At 59.2% G+C, this 16,041-nt stretch carries 12 protein-coding genes; 6 read left to right on the forward strand and 6 right to left on the reverse strand.

The annotated features are described in order from the left end of the window. Positions 1-1,212 carry an exopolysaccharide biosynthesis GT4 family glycosyltransferase EpsE gene (gene epsE / locus ACMVPR_RS18100; protein ID WP_416883997.1) on the forward strand — a complete coding sequence of 404 codons (1,212 nt, stop codon included), beginning with the start codon at positions 1-3 and terminating at the stop codon, positions 1,210-1,212. Positions 1,213-1,228: 16 nt separating this feature from the next. On the opposite strand, the gene ACMVPR_RS18105 is transcribed toward epsE, so the two are convergent. Further along, the gene (locus ACMVPR_RS18105; protein ID WP_416883998.1) at positions 1,229-2,275 is read right to left on the reverse strand and encodes a glycosyltransferase family 2 protein; all 1,047 of its coding nucleotides are present in this window, start codon (positions 2,273-2,275) and stop codon (positions 1,229-1,231) included. A 234-nt stretch (positions 2,276-2,509) separates the two neighbouring features. Between ACMVPR_RS18105 and galE the strand changes: the two genes are divergently transcribed. Further along, a complete protein-coding gene (galE, locus tag ACMVPR_RS18110; RefSeq protein WP_416883999.1) occupies positions 2,510-3,526 on the forward strand; it encodes a UDP-glucose 4-epimerase GalE in 1,017 nt (338 codons plus the stop codon). A gap of 4 nt (positions 3,527-3,530) precedes the next feature. Here the strand turns inward: galE and ACMVPR_RS18115 are convergent, their stop codons facing one another. Next, positions 3,531-5,741, reverse strand: a complete 2,211-nt coding sequence (locus tag ACMVPR_RS18115) for a hypothetical protein (RefSeq protein WP_416884000.1) — start codon at positions 5,739-5,741, stop codon at positions 3,531-3,533. Between the two features lie 224 nt (positions 5,742-5,965). On the opposite strand from ACMVPR_RS18115, the gene ACMVPR_RS18120 reads away from it, so the two are divergent. Further along, positions 5,966-6,934 carry a glycosyltransferase family 2 protein gene (locus ACMVPR_RS18120; RefSeq protein WP_416884001.1) on the forward strand — a complete coding sequence of 323 codons (969 nt, stop codon included), beginning with the start codon at positions 5,966-5,968 and terminating at the stop codon, positions 6,932-6,934. Between the two features lie 44 nt (positions 6,935-6,978). Next, the gene (locus tag ACMVPR_RS18125) at positions 6,979-9,225 is read left to right on the forward strand and encodes a glycosyltransferase family 2 protein (RefSeq protein WP_416884002.1); all 2,247 of its coding nucleotides are present in this window, start codon (positions 6,979-6,981) and stop codon (positions 9,223-9,225) included. Between the two features lie 117 nt (positions 9,226-9,342). On the opposite strand, the gene ACMVPR_RS18130 is transcribed toward ACMVPR_RS18125, so the two are convergent. The 4 genes from ACMVPR_RS18130 to ACMVPR_RS18145 form a co-directional block, all read right to left on the reverse strand. Then, positions 9,343-9,549, reverse strand: coding sequence for a hypothetical protein (locus ACMVPR_RS18130; protein ID WP_416884003.1), 207 nt, complete (start codon positions 9,547-9,549; stop codon positions 9,343-9,345). Positions 9,550-9,601: 52 nt separating this feature from the next. Continuing rightward, the gene (locus tag ACMVPR_RS18135) at positions 9,602-9,808 is read right to left on the reverse strand and encodes a hypothetical protein (protein ID WP_416884004.1); all 207 of its coding nucleotides are present in this window, start codon (positions 9,806-9,808) and stop codon (positions 9,602-9,604) included. An 849-nt stretch (positions 9,809-10,657) separates the two neighbouring features. After that, entirely contained in the window at positions 10,658-12,865 is a 2,208-nt protein-coding gene (locus ACMVPR_RS18140) for an NADP-dependent isocitrate dehydrogenase (protein WP_416884005.1), read from the reverse strand. 92 nt (positions 12,866-12,957) lie between these two features. Further along, positions 12,958-13,695 (reverse strand): metallophosphoesterase, encoded by a 738-nt coding sequence (locus ACMVPR_RS18145; protein WP_416884006.1) that lies wholly within the window; start codon positions 13,693-13,695, stop codon positions 12,958-12,960. A 176-nt stretch (positions 13,696-13,871) separates the two neighbouring features. Between ACMVPR_RS18145 and ACMVPR_RS18150 the strand changes: the two genes are divergently transcribed. Together ACMVPR_RS18150 and ACMVPR_RS18155 are read left to right on the forward strand one after the other, a co-directional pair. Then, positions 13,872-14,876, forward strand: coding sequence for an NAD-dependent epimerase/dehydratase family protein (locus tag ACMVPR_RS18150; RefSeq protein ID WP_416884007.1), 1,005 nt, complete (start codon positions 13,872-13,874; stop codon positions 14,874-14,876). Between the two features lie 132 nt (positions 14,877-15,008). Then, a complete protein-coding gene (locus ACMVPR_RS18155; RefSeq protein ID WP_416884008.1) occupies positions 15,009-15,842 on the forward strand; it encodes a bifunctional allantoicase/(S)-ureidoglycine aminohydrolase in 834 nt (277 codons plus the stop codon). Positions 15,843-16,041 lie beyond the last annotated feature (199 nt).

A 16,041-nucleotide genomic window follows, 5' to 3' on the forward strand; every position in this document is an offset into this window, starting at 1 on the left:
ATGACGAACAAATCATTCGCTTACCTCGTGCCGCAGTTCCCCGGTCAGACGCATATCTTCTTCTGGCGCGAGATCGCGGCGCTTGAGGCACAGGGCGTGACGCCGGTTCTTTACAGCACAACCGTTCCGCCTTCGGGTTTGATCTCGCATCGATGGTCGCAAGAGGCGATGGCCCGCACGACCTATCTGGCGTCGCGCAATCCGGCGTTGCTTATGGCGATCCTGCCGCGCTTGCCTTGGGGCTTGATCCTGAAAGAAGCGCGGCGCTTGCCCAAGGACGAGGCGAAAACGTTCCTCAAGGATGTCATCATCAGCGCCCCGGCGGCGGAAAAGCTGGCGCGCGACTGCAAGCGTCGCGGCATCACCCACATTCACGCCCATTCCTGCGGTCGAGCTGCCCTGATCGCCGCCCTTGCGCATCATGCGCATGGGCTGTCCTATAGCCTGACCCTTCATGGACCGCTGCAGGATTACGGTGTCGGCCAGCGCTTCAAATGGCGCGGCGCCGCTTTTGTCAGTGTCATCACCCGCGCGTTGCTTGACCTGTTGCCCGGCCAATTGGGGGACGCGTTGCCGAAACGTCTGCCTCTGCAGCCGATGGGGGTTGATACAAGTGCCTTCCGCCGCGACACGCCCTACGTGCCACCGGTTCCCGGAGAGCCTTTGCGGGTGTTCAGCTGTGGTCGTCTGAACGTGGTCAAAGGTCATCAGGATTTGATGCAAGCGGTCCGGTTGATGATCGACCGGGGGCAGCCCGTGCATCTAGAGATCGCAGGCGAGGACGATGCCGGCGGAGGCGGCTTTCACAAAGAGCTGGACACGCGCATCGTTGAACTTGGGCTTGAGGAACATGTCACTCTTCTGGGGGCCATCAGCGCCGAGGCGGTACGGGACAAACTGATGTCATCGCATGTCTTTGTCCTGGCCAGTTGGTCGGAACCTTTGGGCGTGGCCTATATGGAAGCGATGAGTTGCGAAGTTCCCACCATCGGCACAGACGCGGGTGGTGTGCCCGAGCTGATCACCAGTGGCGAGGATGGCATTCTGGTCCCGCCAAAAGACCCCGAGGCCTTGGCAGAGGCCCTGATGCAGCTTGCCGCAGATCCGGAAAAGGCGCAGTCGCTGGCGAAAACCGGACGCGCACGTGTGGTGGCGGATTTCGATTCAAGCCGCGGCGCAGACATGCTGGTGCGCGAGATCTGGAACGCCTAGGCCGACTGGCGGCAAATCAGGATTTGTAGCGGTCCCCGTACATGCGTTCCTGCATGTCGATATACCACTTTTTGAAGTTCCGGATCGGGAAGAACAGGAACACCGGGATCTGCGCAATGCCATAGGCATAGGCCCGCACCGTGGGAAAACTGATCCGCTTCTGCGCCGCGTCGATGGCCACGTAGAGACCCATGAACTTTGCAAAGGATGCCGCGCATCGCAGGGCGGATCGCACGCGGTTCGGGCTGTGCACCGCATGCAGGGCCAAAAGGTTGCGCACCCGGATCGTATTGATGCGAAAGCGGCTGGCTTTGCTGTCATTGCCGTCGGCATGGAAGAACCCGGCGTCCGGGGCGACAACCAGACGACCGAACTGCGACATGCGATAGGAAAAGTCGCTGTCTTCATGTGTTGCATAGTAGCGAAGCAATTCCGTCCAGCCTGACTCTGTCGCGAATTTGCGGCGAAACGTGGTGCGTCCGCCGTTGACCAATCCGCTGGGGAACACGTTCAGATGCGTCACCGATGCAGGCACCGGGCCCATGTCCACCGGGTCTCCGTAAGGCACGAAATGGCTGTCGAGTGTCAGCTGGTTCTCGAACCATTGGCGCAGCTTCGAATGATCTGCGCCTGTCTGCATGGTCGGATAGCTGCGTTTGCGCGCGGGTTCATAAGGGCCGGGTGTGAACTGACCGGTGACCATCGCGATCTCATCGTCCACGTCGGCTTCGTAGACACGCATCACAATCTCGGCGGCATCGGGATACAGATAGATGTCGTCATCCAGCGAAAACACGATGTCCGACGTCGCAAGGCCCAACGCCTGATTTCGTTGAAAGGTCAAGGACCGCACATCGGCAGGGACATAAACCAGTGTCACGTCCTGCCAATCGGCCGTGAATTCAGACACCATCTGATCCCGGTTGTCCTCCCAATTGTCAGAGGCATCGACGATGACCACCTCGGAGGGTCGTCGCGTTTGCCTCAGCGCACAGCGGAGGGTTTCGACCAGAAAATGAGGTCGATTGTATGTGCAGATTGTCAACGTCCAAGACAGGGTCATAAGCCTACGATAGTCACTCTCTTACTCAACGGTAAATTTTCCGAGGTGTTAGCATTGTAATTTGACCAAACTGCGGCGCGATGCACAGGAATTGTCAATTGCGGGGCAGTTTAGGTTCTGAATTTTAACACGACAGGGTACCGATCTTGGACTAATTTGGTTACTAAAGCCTCGAATGTGCAGTCATGGCGCAGGCAAGACCGGTGTGACCGGTCCGTGGCAGGAGGGTATTTGGTGAAACAGCGCGTGCTATTGACAGGTGGGGCCGGGTATATCGGGTCTCACACCTATGTCGCCCTCGTCGAAGCCGGCTATGATGTTCTGATCCTCGACAATTTCAGCAATGCCGCACGGGACGTGCCAAAACGGCTCTCCAAGATCACAGGGCAAGAGGCTGTCGTGGTCGAGGCCAATGTGCTGGACCGCGCTTCGCTGGACCGCGTGTTTGCAGAGCAAAAGATCGACGCGGTGATCCATTTTGCCGCCTTCAAGTCGGTGGGCGAAAGCGTGCGCAAGCCGCTGGCCTACATGCAGAACAACGTTGTGGGCTTGGTCAATCTGATGCAGGCGATGGACAATGCTGGCGTACGCCGGTTGGTGTTCTCGTCCTCGGCCACGGTCTATGGCAATGCCGCAGAGCTGCCGACCCCCGAAACTGCGCTGCTCAGCTATGGAAATCCCTATGGGTATTCCAAGCTGGTCTGCGAACAGATCATCGAACAGACGGTCGCATCCGATCCAGGATGGACTGTCGGCGTGCTTCGCTATTTCAATCCTGTGGGCGCGCACCCGTCTGGCTTGATCGGAGAAGACCCGTCGGGCATTCCGGACAACCTCATGCCCTATGTCGCAAAGGTCGCGGTGGGCGAACTGCCCATTCTGTCGGTGTTCGGAAACGATTATCCAACGCCGGATGGGACCGGCGTGCGGGATTATATCCATGTTGTTGATCTGGCCCGAGGTCACGTGCAGTCGCTCGCGGCATTGGAGCGTGACGGGCAGGGCCATGTCGTGAACCTTGGCACCGGGCGTGGCTATTCCGTGCTGGAACTGATCGCGACCTATGCGCGGGCCAGCAATCGGGACATCCCCTACAAGATCGCGCCGCGCCGAGACGGGGATGCGGCAGCCAGCTATGCCGATCCCAGCCTTGCCAAAAAGGTCCTGGGGTTCGAGGCACAGTACGATCTGTTCGACATGTGCCGCACCAGTTGGGTCTGGATGCAGAACTCGGCCGAAACGGCAGAGTGATCGTTCAGTCTGCCAATTCCTTCATTGCCATGCGCACGGCGCGATTGGGGTTCTGTTTGAGGATGTGTTCCCCGAGTGCCTTGGCGAGGGTCGTATGGCCCTTTTCGACGGCGCGGTTGAACAGCTCCCTCTGGTAGCGCGGGAAGCTGCGCCGTTCGCGAAGCAGCTTGTAATAGTCGTGCGCGCCCAGCGTGCCATTCAGCGCGCCAAGGATGATCGGACTCAGAATGCCCATCTGGTTCAGGGAACTGCCCAGCCGGTGCCCCAGCAACGGCGCGCGCAGGTGTTGCACGTTATCGCCGGTGAACCGCGCGGCGTGCTGCGCGTCGAGCGGCTCATAGGGATCATACAGGATCGAAACGCGATTGGCGGCTTGGCTGACCACGGCGGCGTCGCCATAGGGTCCGGAAAAGTCGCGGTCCCAGACAACCTTGTAGCGGGTTTCCCAAGGCACAATGGATTTGTCGACCGTCGACTGCGGAGAGATGGCGACCACATCGCATCCCGGCGCGGCGGGGGAAAAGGCGCAAGCCGCGTACCCGCCCATTGACGCGCCATAGAACACCACGCGTTTGAACTTTTCGAAGAACCCGCTTGCTTTCAAATCGTCGAATTGGTCGTAAACCCATGGTTCGCGGTACCACGTCCAGCCGCCCGCCAGCACACCCAGCATCGACCAGCCCTGATCTTTGATAAAGCTGTAACCCCAGGGGCGGCGGTCCTCGCGTTTGGTCATCGCGATGTCGAGATTGTCAAAAGACACCACCAGCGTATCGGAGTCGCGCGGGATGTAGACAAAGCTGTGCCCGTTTGTGCCTGCGCGATACCACCCTTTAAGACCTGCGAGCTTGAGCGCGATGGCGTCCCAACTGTCATCGGTGACAGGTTCGGGCGGGTTGGGTGTGACCCGGATGCGCGTGACCTGTTTACCGTCATCCTCGCGTGTCGACAGGGTTGTGTTCGCGCCATAGGGCTTGAGAAACGGAAACGCGCCAGAGCCGCGCCGGACATCCATGAAAACCCGTGTGTCGGAATGTATGCAGCGTTGCAGGAATAGCTCCAGAAACTGCGTTTTCCACTGATCGCCAAAGCCCTGCAGATTGCACAGCACATCCACCGGGCGCAGGTCTTTCTCAGCGCGGATCACCTTGATCCGGTCGGGATCGACCTCGTTTTCGGTCAGGAAGGTGATGTACTCGGCCAGCCAGGGCATGTCCTCGTCTTTGAACTTGGCGCGGCGATTGGTGTTCACCAACTGGATGTCGCAATCGAACTTGTGATGCAGCGCCAGAACGAAGCTGCGTGCTTGTCCGGTCAGGTCGGCCACGCTGGTAACCTCATCAAGGTCCAACTCGTCGATCAGAGCACCGTCGAATGTCGTGTTTCCGCGCCCCTTGATCGGGGCCAGTGCAGGGGTGATGCCATGCTCTTGCACCAGCTTTTCGAGGTACGACCCCTTGGGTGGCAGCCCGTCATGCAGGTTGCCCAACTGCCGCTTGTTCGAGGCCCAGAGGTGCAGGGCGGTTGTCTCTGACGTGATCAGCCCTTCGGCAATGTCGGCACGGCGCATGAACTTGAACCGTTCGCGAAAGGTGATCGGGTAGAAGGCATTGAGCGGTTGCACATGCTCCTCCAGACCAAGCGCATGCACATAATGGGTCACCATCATCGGTCCCCAAACGCCCCAGGGCTGTTCGGTGATATGCACCGGTTTGCCCTTTTCGGCCTTCTTGCGCATTTCCTCTTTCCGTTTCTTCGGAAGAAAGGGCGCGATGGAGTAGCGGTCGCTGGTGAAATCGAGCATCTGGCGCAGCGCATCGCTGTCTGATGGCAGACCAAGAACAGCGTTGTTCACACGGTGTTCGCCGGGCAGTTCGTAGCCGAAGACATAATCGCTGTCGTAGTCCATCGGACGGTAGCAATAGACGTCCGTATCCACCCAGATCATGCCGGGGTTCTGGTGGATCATGTGCAGGCGGAACCAGTCGGCAAACAGCGCATAGCTGTTCTTCTGCTCGTATTTGATGAAATCTTCGGTGTCGATAATCTCGCGTCCATCGCGGCGGATCACGCCGTCGGGGACGTTCGGAATGTCTTCATAGCTGAACAGGGTGATCTTCTGGCCCTTGTCGACAAAGGACTTCAGGCACAGCTGTTCAAGCCAGCTGAGCGGCCCCCCGATCCAGAGCGTTCCAACCTCGCGCGTGCGTGGCATCTGCATGTCCTCATTCGCGCCTCTTGTCAGTGCCGGGCGCCTTTGTTTTCGGGATGCTAGGGGCAAACGGCCGTTTTGTGTAGCCTGCGTGATATCTGACTCAGTTTTTGCGTCATTCGTGCCTTTGCTGCCATGCAGCTTGCAAGAAAGCCGACTGACACGTAGTTTTTTCGCAAAATACGAATGAATGCGGTCGACCAAAGACCCGCGAGGCGAGGCATAAAATGAGCGGTGAGACCTACACGGTTGTCTCAACCATGAAGAACGAGGGCCCCTACATCATTGATTGGGTGGCCCACTACAAAACGTTGGGGTTTGACCACATTCTGGTCTGCACCAATGATTGTACTGACACGACTGTCGAGATCCTGCTGCGCCTGCAAGAGATGGGTCTGGTGACCCAACACAACACCGTCGTGCGCCGTGCCGGGATTCATCGATCAGCCCTGCGCCAGGCCAGTCGGCGTTATGACATCGTGCTGAATGCCACATGGGTGTTTGTCTGTGACGTGGATGAATACCTCAATGTCCATCTTGGCGATGGATCGGTGCAGGCGCTTGTCGAAGGGTCTGGGCCGAATGCCGATGTGATTTCGGTGCCGTGGCGGGTGTTCGGATCGGACGGGATCGAGGCGTTTGCGGACAAACCTGTGACCCAGCAATTCCGTATGGGTGAATACGAATGGGACGCCGAGCTGCGCCCCGAAACCGGCAAGTTCGTCAAATCGCTTTACACCAACCAGCACAAGTTCCAGCGCATGGGACTGCATGCCCCGGTGTCGCTGGACGAGCATGTCGCCGACACACGCCGCGTGCTTCCCGGTGGGATCGACTATGTCATCAACGGCGAACGTACCGCCAATCCGCCGCTTTTCACCCATGCGCAGGTGAACCATTATGCGCTTCGGTCGATGGACAGTTTTCTTGTCAAACGCGCGCGCGGTCGTGCCAACCACTCACACCATGTCCTGGGGATGGAGTATTGGGAGCGGTTCAACCTGAACCACGAAAAAGACACCTCGATCGACCGGTACAAGACCAAGGTGACCAAGCTGGCCAAGGAGTTGAAATCCGATCCGGTGCTGGCTGATCTGCATGCGCGTGCAGTTGACTGGCACAAACGCAAGGCGGCATCCTTGAAAATCGACCCGGACATGGACGATCTGGTCAACGGGTTGAAGGCGGCGTTATGAGCGGGCCGCGACCGACCGGCTGTTGAACCGCAGGTAAGGACGACATGGGACAGGTGATCGAACGACGCTTGCTGGGTATGGGGCTTGGCCCGATCACCCTTCTTGACGCCGTTTCCACGGATCACGAGGACGGCCCGCGCGCCGCCCTGTTCTTTGCAGCGGGGAGCGATCTTTCGTCTCTGGGGCATGCAGACGGCATCGAACCGCTGTCGCAGATCAGCGTCGGGGGTGCTGTCTGCATCACCTATCCCCTGCCCGCAGATGGCCGCCTTCGGCTGACGCTGGCTGGTGCCCCGGTCGACATCACCCCTCTGGCGTCGGAGCAGGACCGTTTCGAAGGCCTGAACTGCATTGCTGCCGTGCGCAATGGCGAAGATGCGCAGACCGTTGCGGTCTGGTTGCAGCACCATGTGCAGACCCAGTCGCTTCAGGCGGTCGTTATCGTGGACAGGGCGAAACCGGGAACTAACCCGGCCTTCGCATCCGATCTGGCGGCGGAACTGGACCGCCTGTCGCTCGACTGTGACGTGACGATCCTAAGCAGCGATCTGCCGCTGGGCCGCACCGATGCCCCCGCGGAATCGCACCCGTTCTGCGTGCCGGAAGCCCCCGGCAAAGACCGGATGAAAGTGCCAAAGCCGTCGCCTTGGGACTCTCCCCTTGGGGCCATGTCGCTTTACGAAATCCTGCGCGCCCGGTTTCTGGGGCAGGCCCGGGCGGTCTGCAATATCGAGGTGCACGACCTCATGCCGCTTGGTGCGCCCAACATGTTCGACAATGCGGTCGAAGCCGATGGCGGGGTGATCGCGCTTTACGGGCGGCACTGCTATCCGTGGCGCGTGCGCAAGGACGATCCCACGCGTTTTGCCGATCACATCTGTGTCCAGTTCGATGCCCGCGGCGGGCGGCAGCGCTGGTGCATTGCGCCGGCCAAGGCAACGGAAGCCGCAATCTGGCGGATGATCCGCATCGGCAACGCGATTCCAGACCGGGCGCGCACGCAGTTGTTCTACCGGCACATGGCGCTGCGGCATCCGACGCCGTCGATTTCCAAGATTGTCCCCAAGACCTCGCTCATCGAACACCCGCCCCTGATCGAGATGTCCGAGAAGTACTGGGGCCACAAACCGGTTCGGATGCCTGAACTGGAGGCCGATGCGCAACCCAAGGGGAAGGGGCGGCGCGTGATCGTCACCACGATGAAGAACGAGGGTCCGTTCATCCTTGAATGGCTGGCTTATCACCGGGCCATCGGGTTCGACGATTTTCTGGTCTACACGAATGATTGCACCGATGGCACCGACACCATGCTCCAGATGCTGGAACGCAAGGGTATCGTGCAGCACCGTGAAAACCCGTTTCGGGAAAGCGGGCTGAAGCCTCAGCACGCAGCGTTGCAGGCGTCGGACGATGAGCCGATTGTCAAATCGGCGGCGTGGCTGACCTGCATCGACGTGGACGAGTTCGTGAACATCAAGGTGGGCGACGGTACGCTGGATGCGCTGTTTGATGCTGTCCCCGACGCCAACATGATCGCCATGACATGGCGGCTGTTTGGAAATTGCGATGTGCATGAATTTGTGGACGGCCCGATCACCGAACAGTTCCTGCGCTGCGCGCCCGAATTTGCCCGCAAGCCGCATCAGGCTTGGGGCTTCAAGACGCTGTTCAAGAATATTGGCCTGTTCAAGAAAATGGGGGTGCATCGGCCCAAAGGTCTCAACCCCCAGCTTTGGGAAGACATCAACTGGGTCAACGGGTCGGGCAAGCCTTTGCCGCGCGAAATGTTCCGCAATGGCTGGCGATCCACCACCGAGACCTATGGCTATGACCTCGTACAACTGAACCACTACGCTGTGCGCTCTGCGGAGAGCTTTCTGGTCAAACGCGACCGGGGGCGGGTGAACCATGTCGACCGTGATCAGGGGCTCGCCTACTGGTTTCGGATGAACAACAATTACGAGGAAGAACTGTCGATTCAGGCGCGCATGCCGATTTTGCGCGCGGAACTGGAGCGGTTGCTGTCAGATCCAGACATTCGCGCCGCGCATGAAAGCGCGGTTGCGGCGCACAGGGCCAAGATCGACGAACTGCGTGCGACGGAGAATTATGCGAATTTCTATGCCGATCTGACGGGCGACCGGTTGGAAAGACTGTCGCGGTTGCACAATCACTTCGGCTCCAACGTGTTCCTGTCTGGTCCCGAGGTGGTGCCGGATGATGTCTTGCAGAAGGACCCCGAGGAAGACTGGTTCTTCACCGTCGAACTCACTGGCGAAACCGCGCATTGAGTCTCTAAGCGATTGAAGGCCGCCCTGTGTGGGCGGCCTTGTCATCGTCCGCGACGGGCCTTGGTCAAAGGCACCGTCGCGGGATTGGGTGTGGGGCCGTCAGAGGCCCGTGCCGGCTCAATTGAGCAGCGACCAGATCAGCGAGCGCTTTTCGCCTTCGCTGTCGCTCGAGTGGATGACGTTGAGGATGGAGTTCACCTCGGCGTCGGACAGAGCGGCCACGTCTGCGTTCGGGACGTATTTTTCGATGGCCGAGGTGTCGACCATGGCGGATGCCGAGAAGGCGGTGAGGGCAAGAGCTGCGGCTGTGATGAGGGTTTTCATGTCTGTGATCCTTTAAGATGATGTGTCATGCGCCGTAAGGCGCGGGTGGGGTTCAGTTGAGCAGCGACCAGATCAGCGAGCGCTTTTCGCCTTCGCTGTCGCTCGAATGGATGACGTTGAGGATGGAGTTCACCTCGGCGTCGGACAGAGCGGCCACGTCTGAATTCGGGACGTATTTTTCGATGGCAGAAGTGTCGACCATGGCGGATGCCGAGAAGGCGGTGAGGGCAAGAGCTGCGGCTGTGATGAGGGTTTTCATGTGTGTGATCCTTTATCTTGAGGTGGTGTGCGCCCTGCGGCGCGGTTGGGTTTGATGTCTGTCGTCGGGCTGTCTGTCCGACACCACTCAAGCTAGGGTCGGTGCGGCGGGCTTTGAATTCACAGCTCGTGCACATCGGCTCTCGCAAAAGTGGACTTGACGTGGAGCGCCCCCGATCACCCCCTGCGCGGGGCTGCACAGGCATGGTGCGGGTCAGGATTTGCTGGGGGTTCAGCGCGTGATCGGCGGTAAGATTTGACACCGACGCGTGACTGGAACCACGGGAACTGGCATGTCCCATGACGTATCAAGAAAAAGTGACGCCCGCAAAAAGCGCCATTGTTTCAACAGGATCACTGGAGTGCGAGCCAAAAAGAGCGCGGGCGTGATGCGTCTGCCGGTTTTCGGTGGGGTCGCGGTGAGTCGGTTATGCTGTTTCCAAACAATGTGGGGCCATGCCCGGCCTACGCGTTTGGGTTCGGTCGGGACTGGACCCGCCGATCTGGTTCACCATGGCAGTGTCTTACAAGAGAAGAAGCGGCGCCGCGCTGTTGGGCCTGACGGTTCTCTCAAATCCCCGATTGAACGGGCGACCTGTACTTCGGGGTTGCCGAAGCCTGTTCGGAGACCGGTCTCTCATGGTCAGCCTTCCGGCATATGAGAGAAGTGTCAGTTCTGTCGTATCGCGGCATGGGAGTGACCCTTCCCGCTCGATGCGCATCGTGGGCGAGGGTATGGCGTGTAACCGCTTAACGATTTGGAAACTGTGCGTACGCCGCAAAAGAAGGTCGCGTCACTGCGGTGTGTCCCAAGCGGTTTCGAACCCGCTTGGGACTGAGGCCAAAGACCTTAGCCGATGATCGCGTTCAGCGTCGCAGAGGGGCGCATCACCGCTGCGGTTTTCGCGGCATCGGTGTGGTAGTAGCCGCCCAGATCCGCGGGTGCGCCTTGGGCCGCTTTCAGTTCAGACAGGATCGCCGCCTCGTTTTCGGCCAAGGCCGCTGCGATGGGCGCAAAATGGGAAGCCAGCTCTGCATCGTCGGACTGTGCCGCCAGTGCTTCGGCCCAGTAGCGGGCGAACCAGTAGTGGCTGTCGCGGTTGTCCGGCTCACCCACCTTGCGGGACGGCGACCTGTTGTCATCCAGAATGCCCTGCGTTGCGGCATCCACTGCCTTGCCGAGAACGCGCGCCTTTTCGTTGCTGCGCACATCTGCGAGGAATTGCAGGCTTTCACCCAGCGCACAGAATTCGCCAAGGCTGTCCCAGCGCAGGTGGTTTTCCTGCTGCAACTGCTGCACGTGCTTCGGAGCAGAGCCGCCAGCCCCCGTTTCGAACAACCCGCCGCCGTTCATCAGTTTGACGATGGACAGCATCTTGGCCGAGGTGGCCAGTTCGAGGATCGGGAAGAGGTCTGTCAGGTAGTCGCGCAGCACGTTGCCGGTAACGGCAATCGAGGTTTTGCCTGCCCGGATGGTTTCCAGCGACGCGCGTGTTGCTTCGCGCGGGGCCATGATCTTGAACTTGTCGGCGACGCCCTTGGCGGCAAGGATCGGCTCGACATACTTGATGAGTTCCGCGTCATGGGCGCGGCTTGCGTCCAGCCAGAAGATCGCTTCGCAGTTTTCGGCGCGCTGGCGGTCGATGGCCAATTGCACCCAGTCTTCGATGGGCGCTTTGCGGGTCGAGGCCGAGCGCCAGATGTCGCCTGCTTCGACGGCGTGTTCGTGCAGGACCGTGCCATCGCCGAGGATCATCTTCACGGTCCCGTTGTGCGGGATCTCAAACGTGGTCGGGTGGGAGCCGTATTCCTCGGCCTTCTGTGCCATAAGACCGATGTTCTGAACCGTGCCTGCGGTCGCCGGGTCAAGCTTTCCGGTTTCCTTGAAGTAGGCGATCGTCTCTTCATAAACCGGGGCGTAGGAATTGTCGGGGATCACGCAATTGGCGTCATGTTCCTTGCCATCCGGACCCCAGCCTTTGCCGCCTGCGCGGATCAGCGCGGGCATGGAGGCATCGACGATCACGTCAGAGGGCACGTGCAGGTTGGTGATGCCTTTGTCGGAATCCACCATGTAAAGCGGCGCGCGCTCTGCGATGATTTTCTCGATGGCGGCCTTGATCTCTGGCTTGTCTTCGACGCGGGCCATGAGATCGCCCAGACCGGAGTTCGGGTTCACGCCTGCAGCGTCCAGTTCAGCGCCATAGGTGTCGAACACCGGCTGGAGGAACGCCTTGACTGCGTGGCCAAAGATGATCGGGTCGGAGACCTTCATCATCGTCGCCTTGAGGTGCAGAGAAAAGAGCGTGCCTTCTGCCTTGGTCTTGGCGATTTCGTCAGCAAGAAAGGCGTCCAGCGCCTTGGCTGACATGAAGGTCGCGTCGACGACTGTGCCTGCAGGATAGCTGAGGCCGTCCTTCAGGACGGTTTCGGACCCGTCTTCACCCACCAGAACAATCTTCGCGGTGCTTTCGGTGGCCAGCGTTGCAGATTTCTCGTTCGAGCGGAAGTCACCGCCCGACATGGAGGACACACGGGTCTTGCTGTCCGCAGACCAGTTGCCCATGCGGTGCGGGTTGTTCTGGGCGTAGGCTTTGACCGCCTTGGCCGCGCGGCGGTCGGAGTTGCCTTCGCGCAGGACCGGGTTCACGGCAGAGCCTTTGATCGTGTCGTACTTGGCGCGGATGGCCTTGTCCGCATCGGTTTCAGGCGATTCGGGATAATCCGGAATCGCATAGCCCTGTCCCTGCAATTCCTTGATCGCGGCGACCAGCTGCGGCACCGAGGCCGAGATATTCGGCAGCTTGATCACGTTCGCTTCGGGCGTTTTCACAAGCTGACCAAGCTCCGCGAGGTCGTCGGACTGACGCTGCGCTTCGGTGAGATGCTCGGGGAAGGTCGCAAGGATACGACCAGCGAGCGAAATATCCTTGGTGCCAACGGTGACACCGGCGGCGCTTGCGAATTTCTGGATGATCGGCAGGAACGACGCCGAGGCCAGCTCGGGTGCTTCGTCTACCTTGGTATAGATGATGTCGGGGGTTGTGGAATCAGCCATGGGTCACGCCTTTCATGATTTGCCCATGCCATAGGCCAAACCAGCTGAGTTGTAAACAGCATACAGTGGTATACATTGCCGCAATCTGCGGTTCAGGTCGAAATGAACTCGACCCCGTCCTGGCTGAACAAGGCGGCGGTCAATTGACCTGTCGCGTAGGCGCCTGTGTCGATCGAAATACGGCCATCACGCATCTTGGGAACGTCGACAATTGTATGGCCATGGACGATCCAGAAGCCATCGGTTCGTGGCGTCTTGCGGAAATCGGGATGGCCCCAGATGAACGTGTCCGGCGCATGTTCTTCCAGAGGTGTGTTTGGATCCGCGCCCGCATGAACGACAGCCACGTTTCCGGACCATGCAATACACTCAAGTCCAGCGACCCACGCGACCATGTTTTCGCCCATCGCGTCGTAAAGCGTATCCCGCGCCCGTGTGAGGGCTTCGGCCCCGGAGGAGTCGGTGACGCCCGACACACCGAAACTGGCAAGTGTTTGCAGCCCGCCGTTGCGGAGCCATCTGCGGCCCTGAGTTTCGGGCGACTTGAGGAAGTTGAGCATCAGCTGTTCGTGATTGCCCATCAGTGACGTGATGCGGTCATGCTGCATCACGAACTCCAGCACCTCTTTGCTGTGGTCGCCGCGATCAACCAGATCGCCGACGCAAATGATGCTCATCTTCTCGGGAACGGCCTCGACGAGGGATGTTAGCAGATCAATGCGACCATGAATGTCGCCGATCACGCAAAAGCGCGATTCCGGTTGCACCGGGTCGAACACCACCTCGGGTGCGGGCGCTTTGCGCTTGCTGAAGAACTTGGAAAACAACATGCAGACTTCTTTTTTCGACGTTCAGCTCTTGCCACTTTTTTGTGCGGTTGTGCAGGGGAATATGGGATTGAGATCGTCATTACAAAGGGCAAAAGCGATTTCATTTGGTGGTCGCGGGATGTCTTTCGTGTTAGGCGCGAGCGCAATCAGATCGACATCATGGGCGAAAAGACTTTATGAAACGTGTCCTCGTCACCGGAACCGCCGGCTTCATCGGCTACTATCTTGCGCGGCTTCTGCTGGATGAAGGCTTCATTGTCCATGGCTATGATGCGATCACCGATTATTACGATGTGACGCTGAAAGAGCGGCGCAATCAGATGCTTCTGCAGTCTGCGGGTTACAGCTTTACCCATGCCACGCTGGAGGAAGACGGCACATTCGAAGAGGTCGCCGCCACGTTTGCACCGGATGTCATTGTCCATCTCGCCGGGCAGGCCGGGGTGCGCTATTCGCTTGAGAACCCGCGCGCCTATCTGGACAGCAATCTGGTGGGCACCTTCAACGTGATGGAGGCGGCAAGGCAGTTGCAGGTCGAGCATCTGCTGATGGCGTCCACATCCTCGGTCTATGGTGCCAACCAAGAGATGCCGTTCCGCGAGACTGACAAGGCGGACAGGCAGCTGACCTTCTACGCGGCCACCAAGAAGGCGAATGAAAGCATGGCGCATTCCTATGCGCATCTGTGGAACATCCCGACCACAATGTTCCGCTTCTTCACCGTCTATGGCCCGTGGGGGCGGCCCGACATGGCGTTGTTCAAGTTCACCAAGGGCATCTTCGACGGCACGCCCATCGACATCTACAATCACGGCGACATGTATCGAGATTTTACCTATGTCGAGGATCTGGTGCGCGGTATCCGGCTTTTGATGGATGCGGTGCCCGGTGGGCCGGACACGGCGGTTGAAGGGGATACGCTGAGCCCGGCAGCCCCTTACCGGATCGTCAATATTGGCAACTCGGACAAGGTGCGCCTTCTCGATTTCATTGAGGCGATCGAGGCGGAGACCGGGATCAAAGCCAAGCGGAATTATATGGAGATGCAGAAGGGGGATGTGTTTGCCACCTGGGCCGATGCGTCGCTTCTGCGGAACCTGACCGGATATGCGCCCCGGACCGATGTGCGCGAAGGGGTGGCGAAGTTCGTGGCGTGGTATCGGGATTACTACGGCGTCTGACGATTAATTGCGGTTCCAAGGCAATCAGTCGCGATTATCAAGGAAAGCCGAAAAGTCTTGATTGCCGATAGGCATGGTCGGTTGCGCGACGTAGCGCGATACTTGGGGCATCAGCAGCAGAGGGTATCGCGCATGACCACATCGTATTTTGCGCCCAAAGGTGGGCATCCGGGGCAAGACCAGCTTTTGACGGATCGCGCCATGTTCACCGAGGCCTATGCGGTGATCCCGAAAGGCACGATGCGGGACATCACCACCAGCTTTCTGCCGTTCTGGGACAACACCCGCCTCTGGGTGATCGCACGGCCCCTGACCGGATTTGCCGAGACTTTTTCGCATTACATCATGGAGGTCGGCCCCGGTGGCGGATCCGACCGTGCCGAGACCGATCCCGAGGCAGAAGGCGTGCTGTTTGTGGTTGAGGGTTCCATGAGCCTGACGGTTGGCGGCAAGACCCATGAGCTGACCGCAGGGGGTTATGCCTACCTGCCGACGCAATCCGGTTGGACCCTGCGCAACCATGGCGCAGAGCCCGTGCGCTTTCACTGGGTCCGTAAGGCGTATCAGGCGGTCGAGGGGCTGGACCGCCCGGAGGTCATCATCAGCAGCGATGCCGAGGTCACGCCGAACCCGATGCCCGGCACTGATGGGAAATGGGCGACCACGCGCTTTGTCGATCCCACCGACCTGCGCCATGACATGCACATCACCATTGTGACGCTGGAACCCGGCGCGGTGATCCCGTTTCCCGAAACACATGTGATGGAACACGGGTTGTATGTGCTTGAAGGCAAGGCGGTGTACCGGCTCAACCAGGATTGGGTCGAGGTCGAGGCGGGTGATTACATGTGGCTGCGCGCGTTCTGCCCGCAGGCGTGTTATGCTGGTGGGCCGGGGCGGTTCCGCTATCTGCTTTACAAGGATGTGAACCGGCACATGCCGTTGCGGTTGGGTGCAGGGCGGTAAGTCCGCTCGCCGATTCTGCTGAAAGCCCCTTGAAAAGCGCATCCAAACGGGTGCGCTTTTCGTTTTCAAAAAATCATTTCATCTCGTGAAAAATACAAACAACTGAAAATGAACACTAATTGAGATTTTCGAAATATGAAAAATAATTTCGAAAAAATTGCGCGAGGCAGTGCCGTAACGTAAGTTGTGGGTAATTGGA

Origin of the sequence: Marivita sp. (genome assembly GCF_048006345.1) — a bacterium.
Taxonomy (GTDB): Bacteria; Pseudomonadota; Alphaproteobacteria; order Rhodobacterales; family Rhodobacteraceae; genus Marivita.

Excerpts from the sequence above, each read along its gene's own strand:
- epsE (WP_416883997.1), top strand. The coding sequence starts at position 1 with ATGACGAACAAATCATTCGCTTACCTCGTGCCGCAGTTCCCCGGTCAG.
- ACMVPR_RS18105 (WP_416883998.1), bottom strand. The coding sequence starts at position 2,275 with ATGACCCTGTCTTGGACGTTGACAATCTGCACATACAATCGACCTCAT.
- ACMVPR_RS18115 (WP_416884000.1), bottom strand. The coding sequence starts at position 5,741 with ATGCCACGCACGCGCGAGGTTGGAACGCTCTGGATCGGGGGGCCGCTC.
- ACMVPR_RS18120 (WP_416884001.1), top strand. The coding sequence starts at position 5,966 with ATGAGCGGTGAGACCTACACGGTTGTCTCAACCATGAAGAACGAGGGC.
- ACMVPR_RS18125 (WP_416884002.1), top strand. The coding sequence starts at position 6,979 with ATGGGACAGGTGATCGAACGACGCTTGCTGGGTATGGGGCTTGGCCCG.
- ACMVPR_RS18130 (WP_416884003.1), bottom strand. The coding sequence starts at position 9,549 with ATGAAAACCCTCATCACAGCCGCAGCTCTTGCCCTCACCGCCTTCTCG.
- ACMVPR_RS18135 (WP_416884004.1), bottom strand. The coding sequence starts at position 9,808 with ATGAAAACCCTCATCACAGCCGCAGCTCTTGCCCTCACCGCCTTCTCG.
- ACMVPR_RS18140 (WP_416884005.1), bottom strand. The coding sequence starts at position 12,865 with ATGGCTGATTCCACAACCCCCGACATCATCTATACCAAGGTAGACGAA.
- ACMVPR_RS18145 (WP_416884006.1), bottom strand. The coding sequence starts at position 13,695 with ATGTTGTTTTCCAAGTTCTTCAGCAAGCGCAAAGCGCCCGCACCCGAG.
- ACMVPR_RS18150 (WP_416884007.1), top strand. The coding sequence starts at position 13,872 with ATGAAACGTGTCCTCGTCACCGGAACCGCCGGCTTCATCGGCTACTAT.
- ACMVPR_RS18155 (WP_416884008.1), top strand. The coding sequence starts at position 15,009 with ATGACCACATCGTATTTTGCGCCCAAAGGTGGGCATCCGGGGCAAGAC.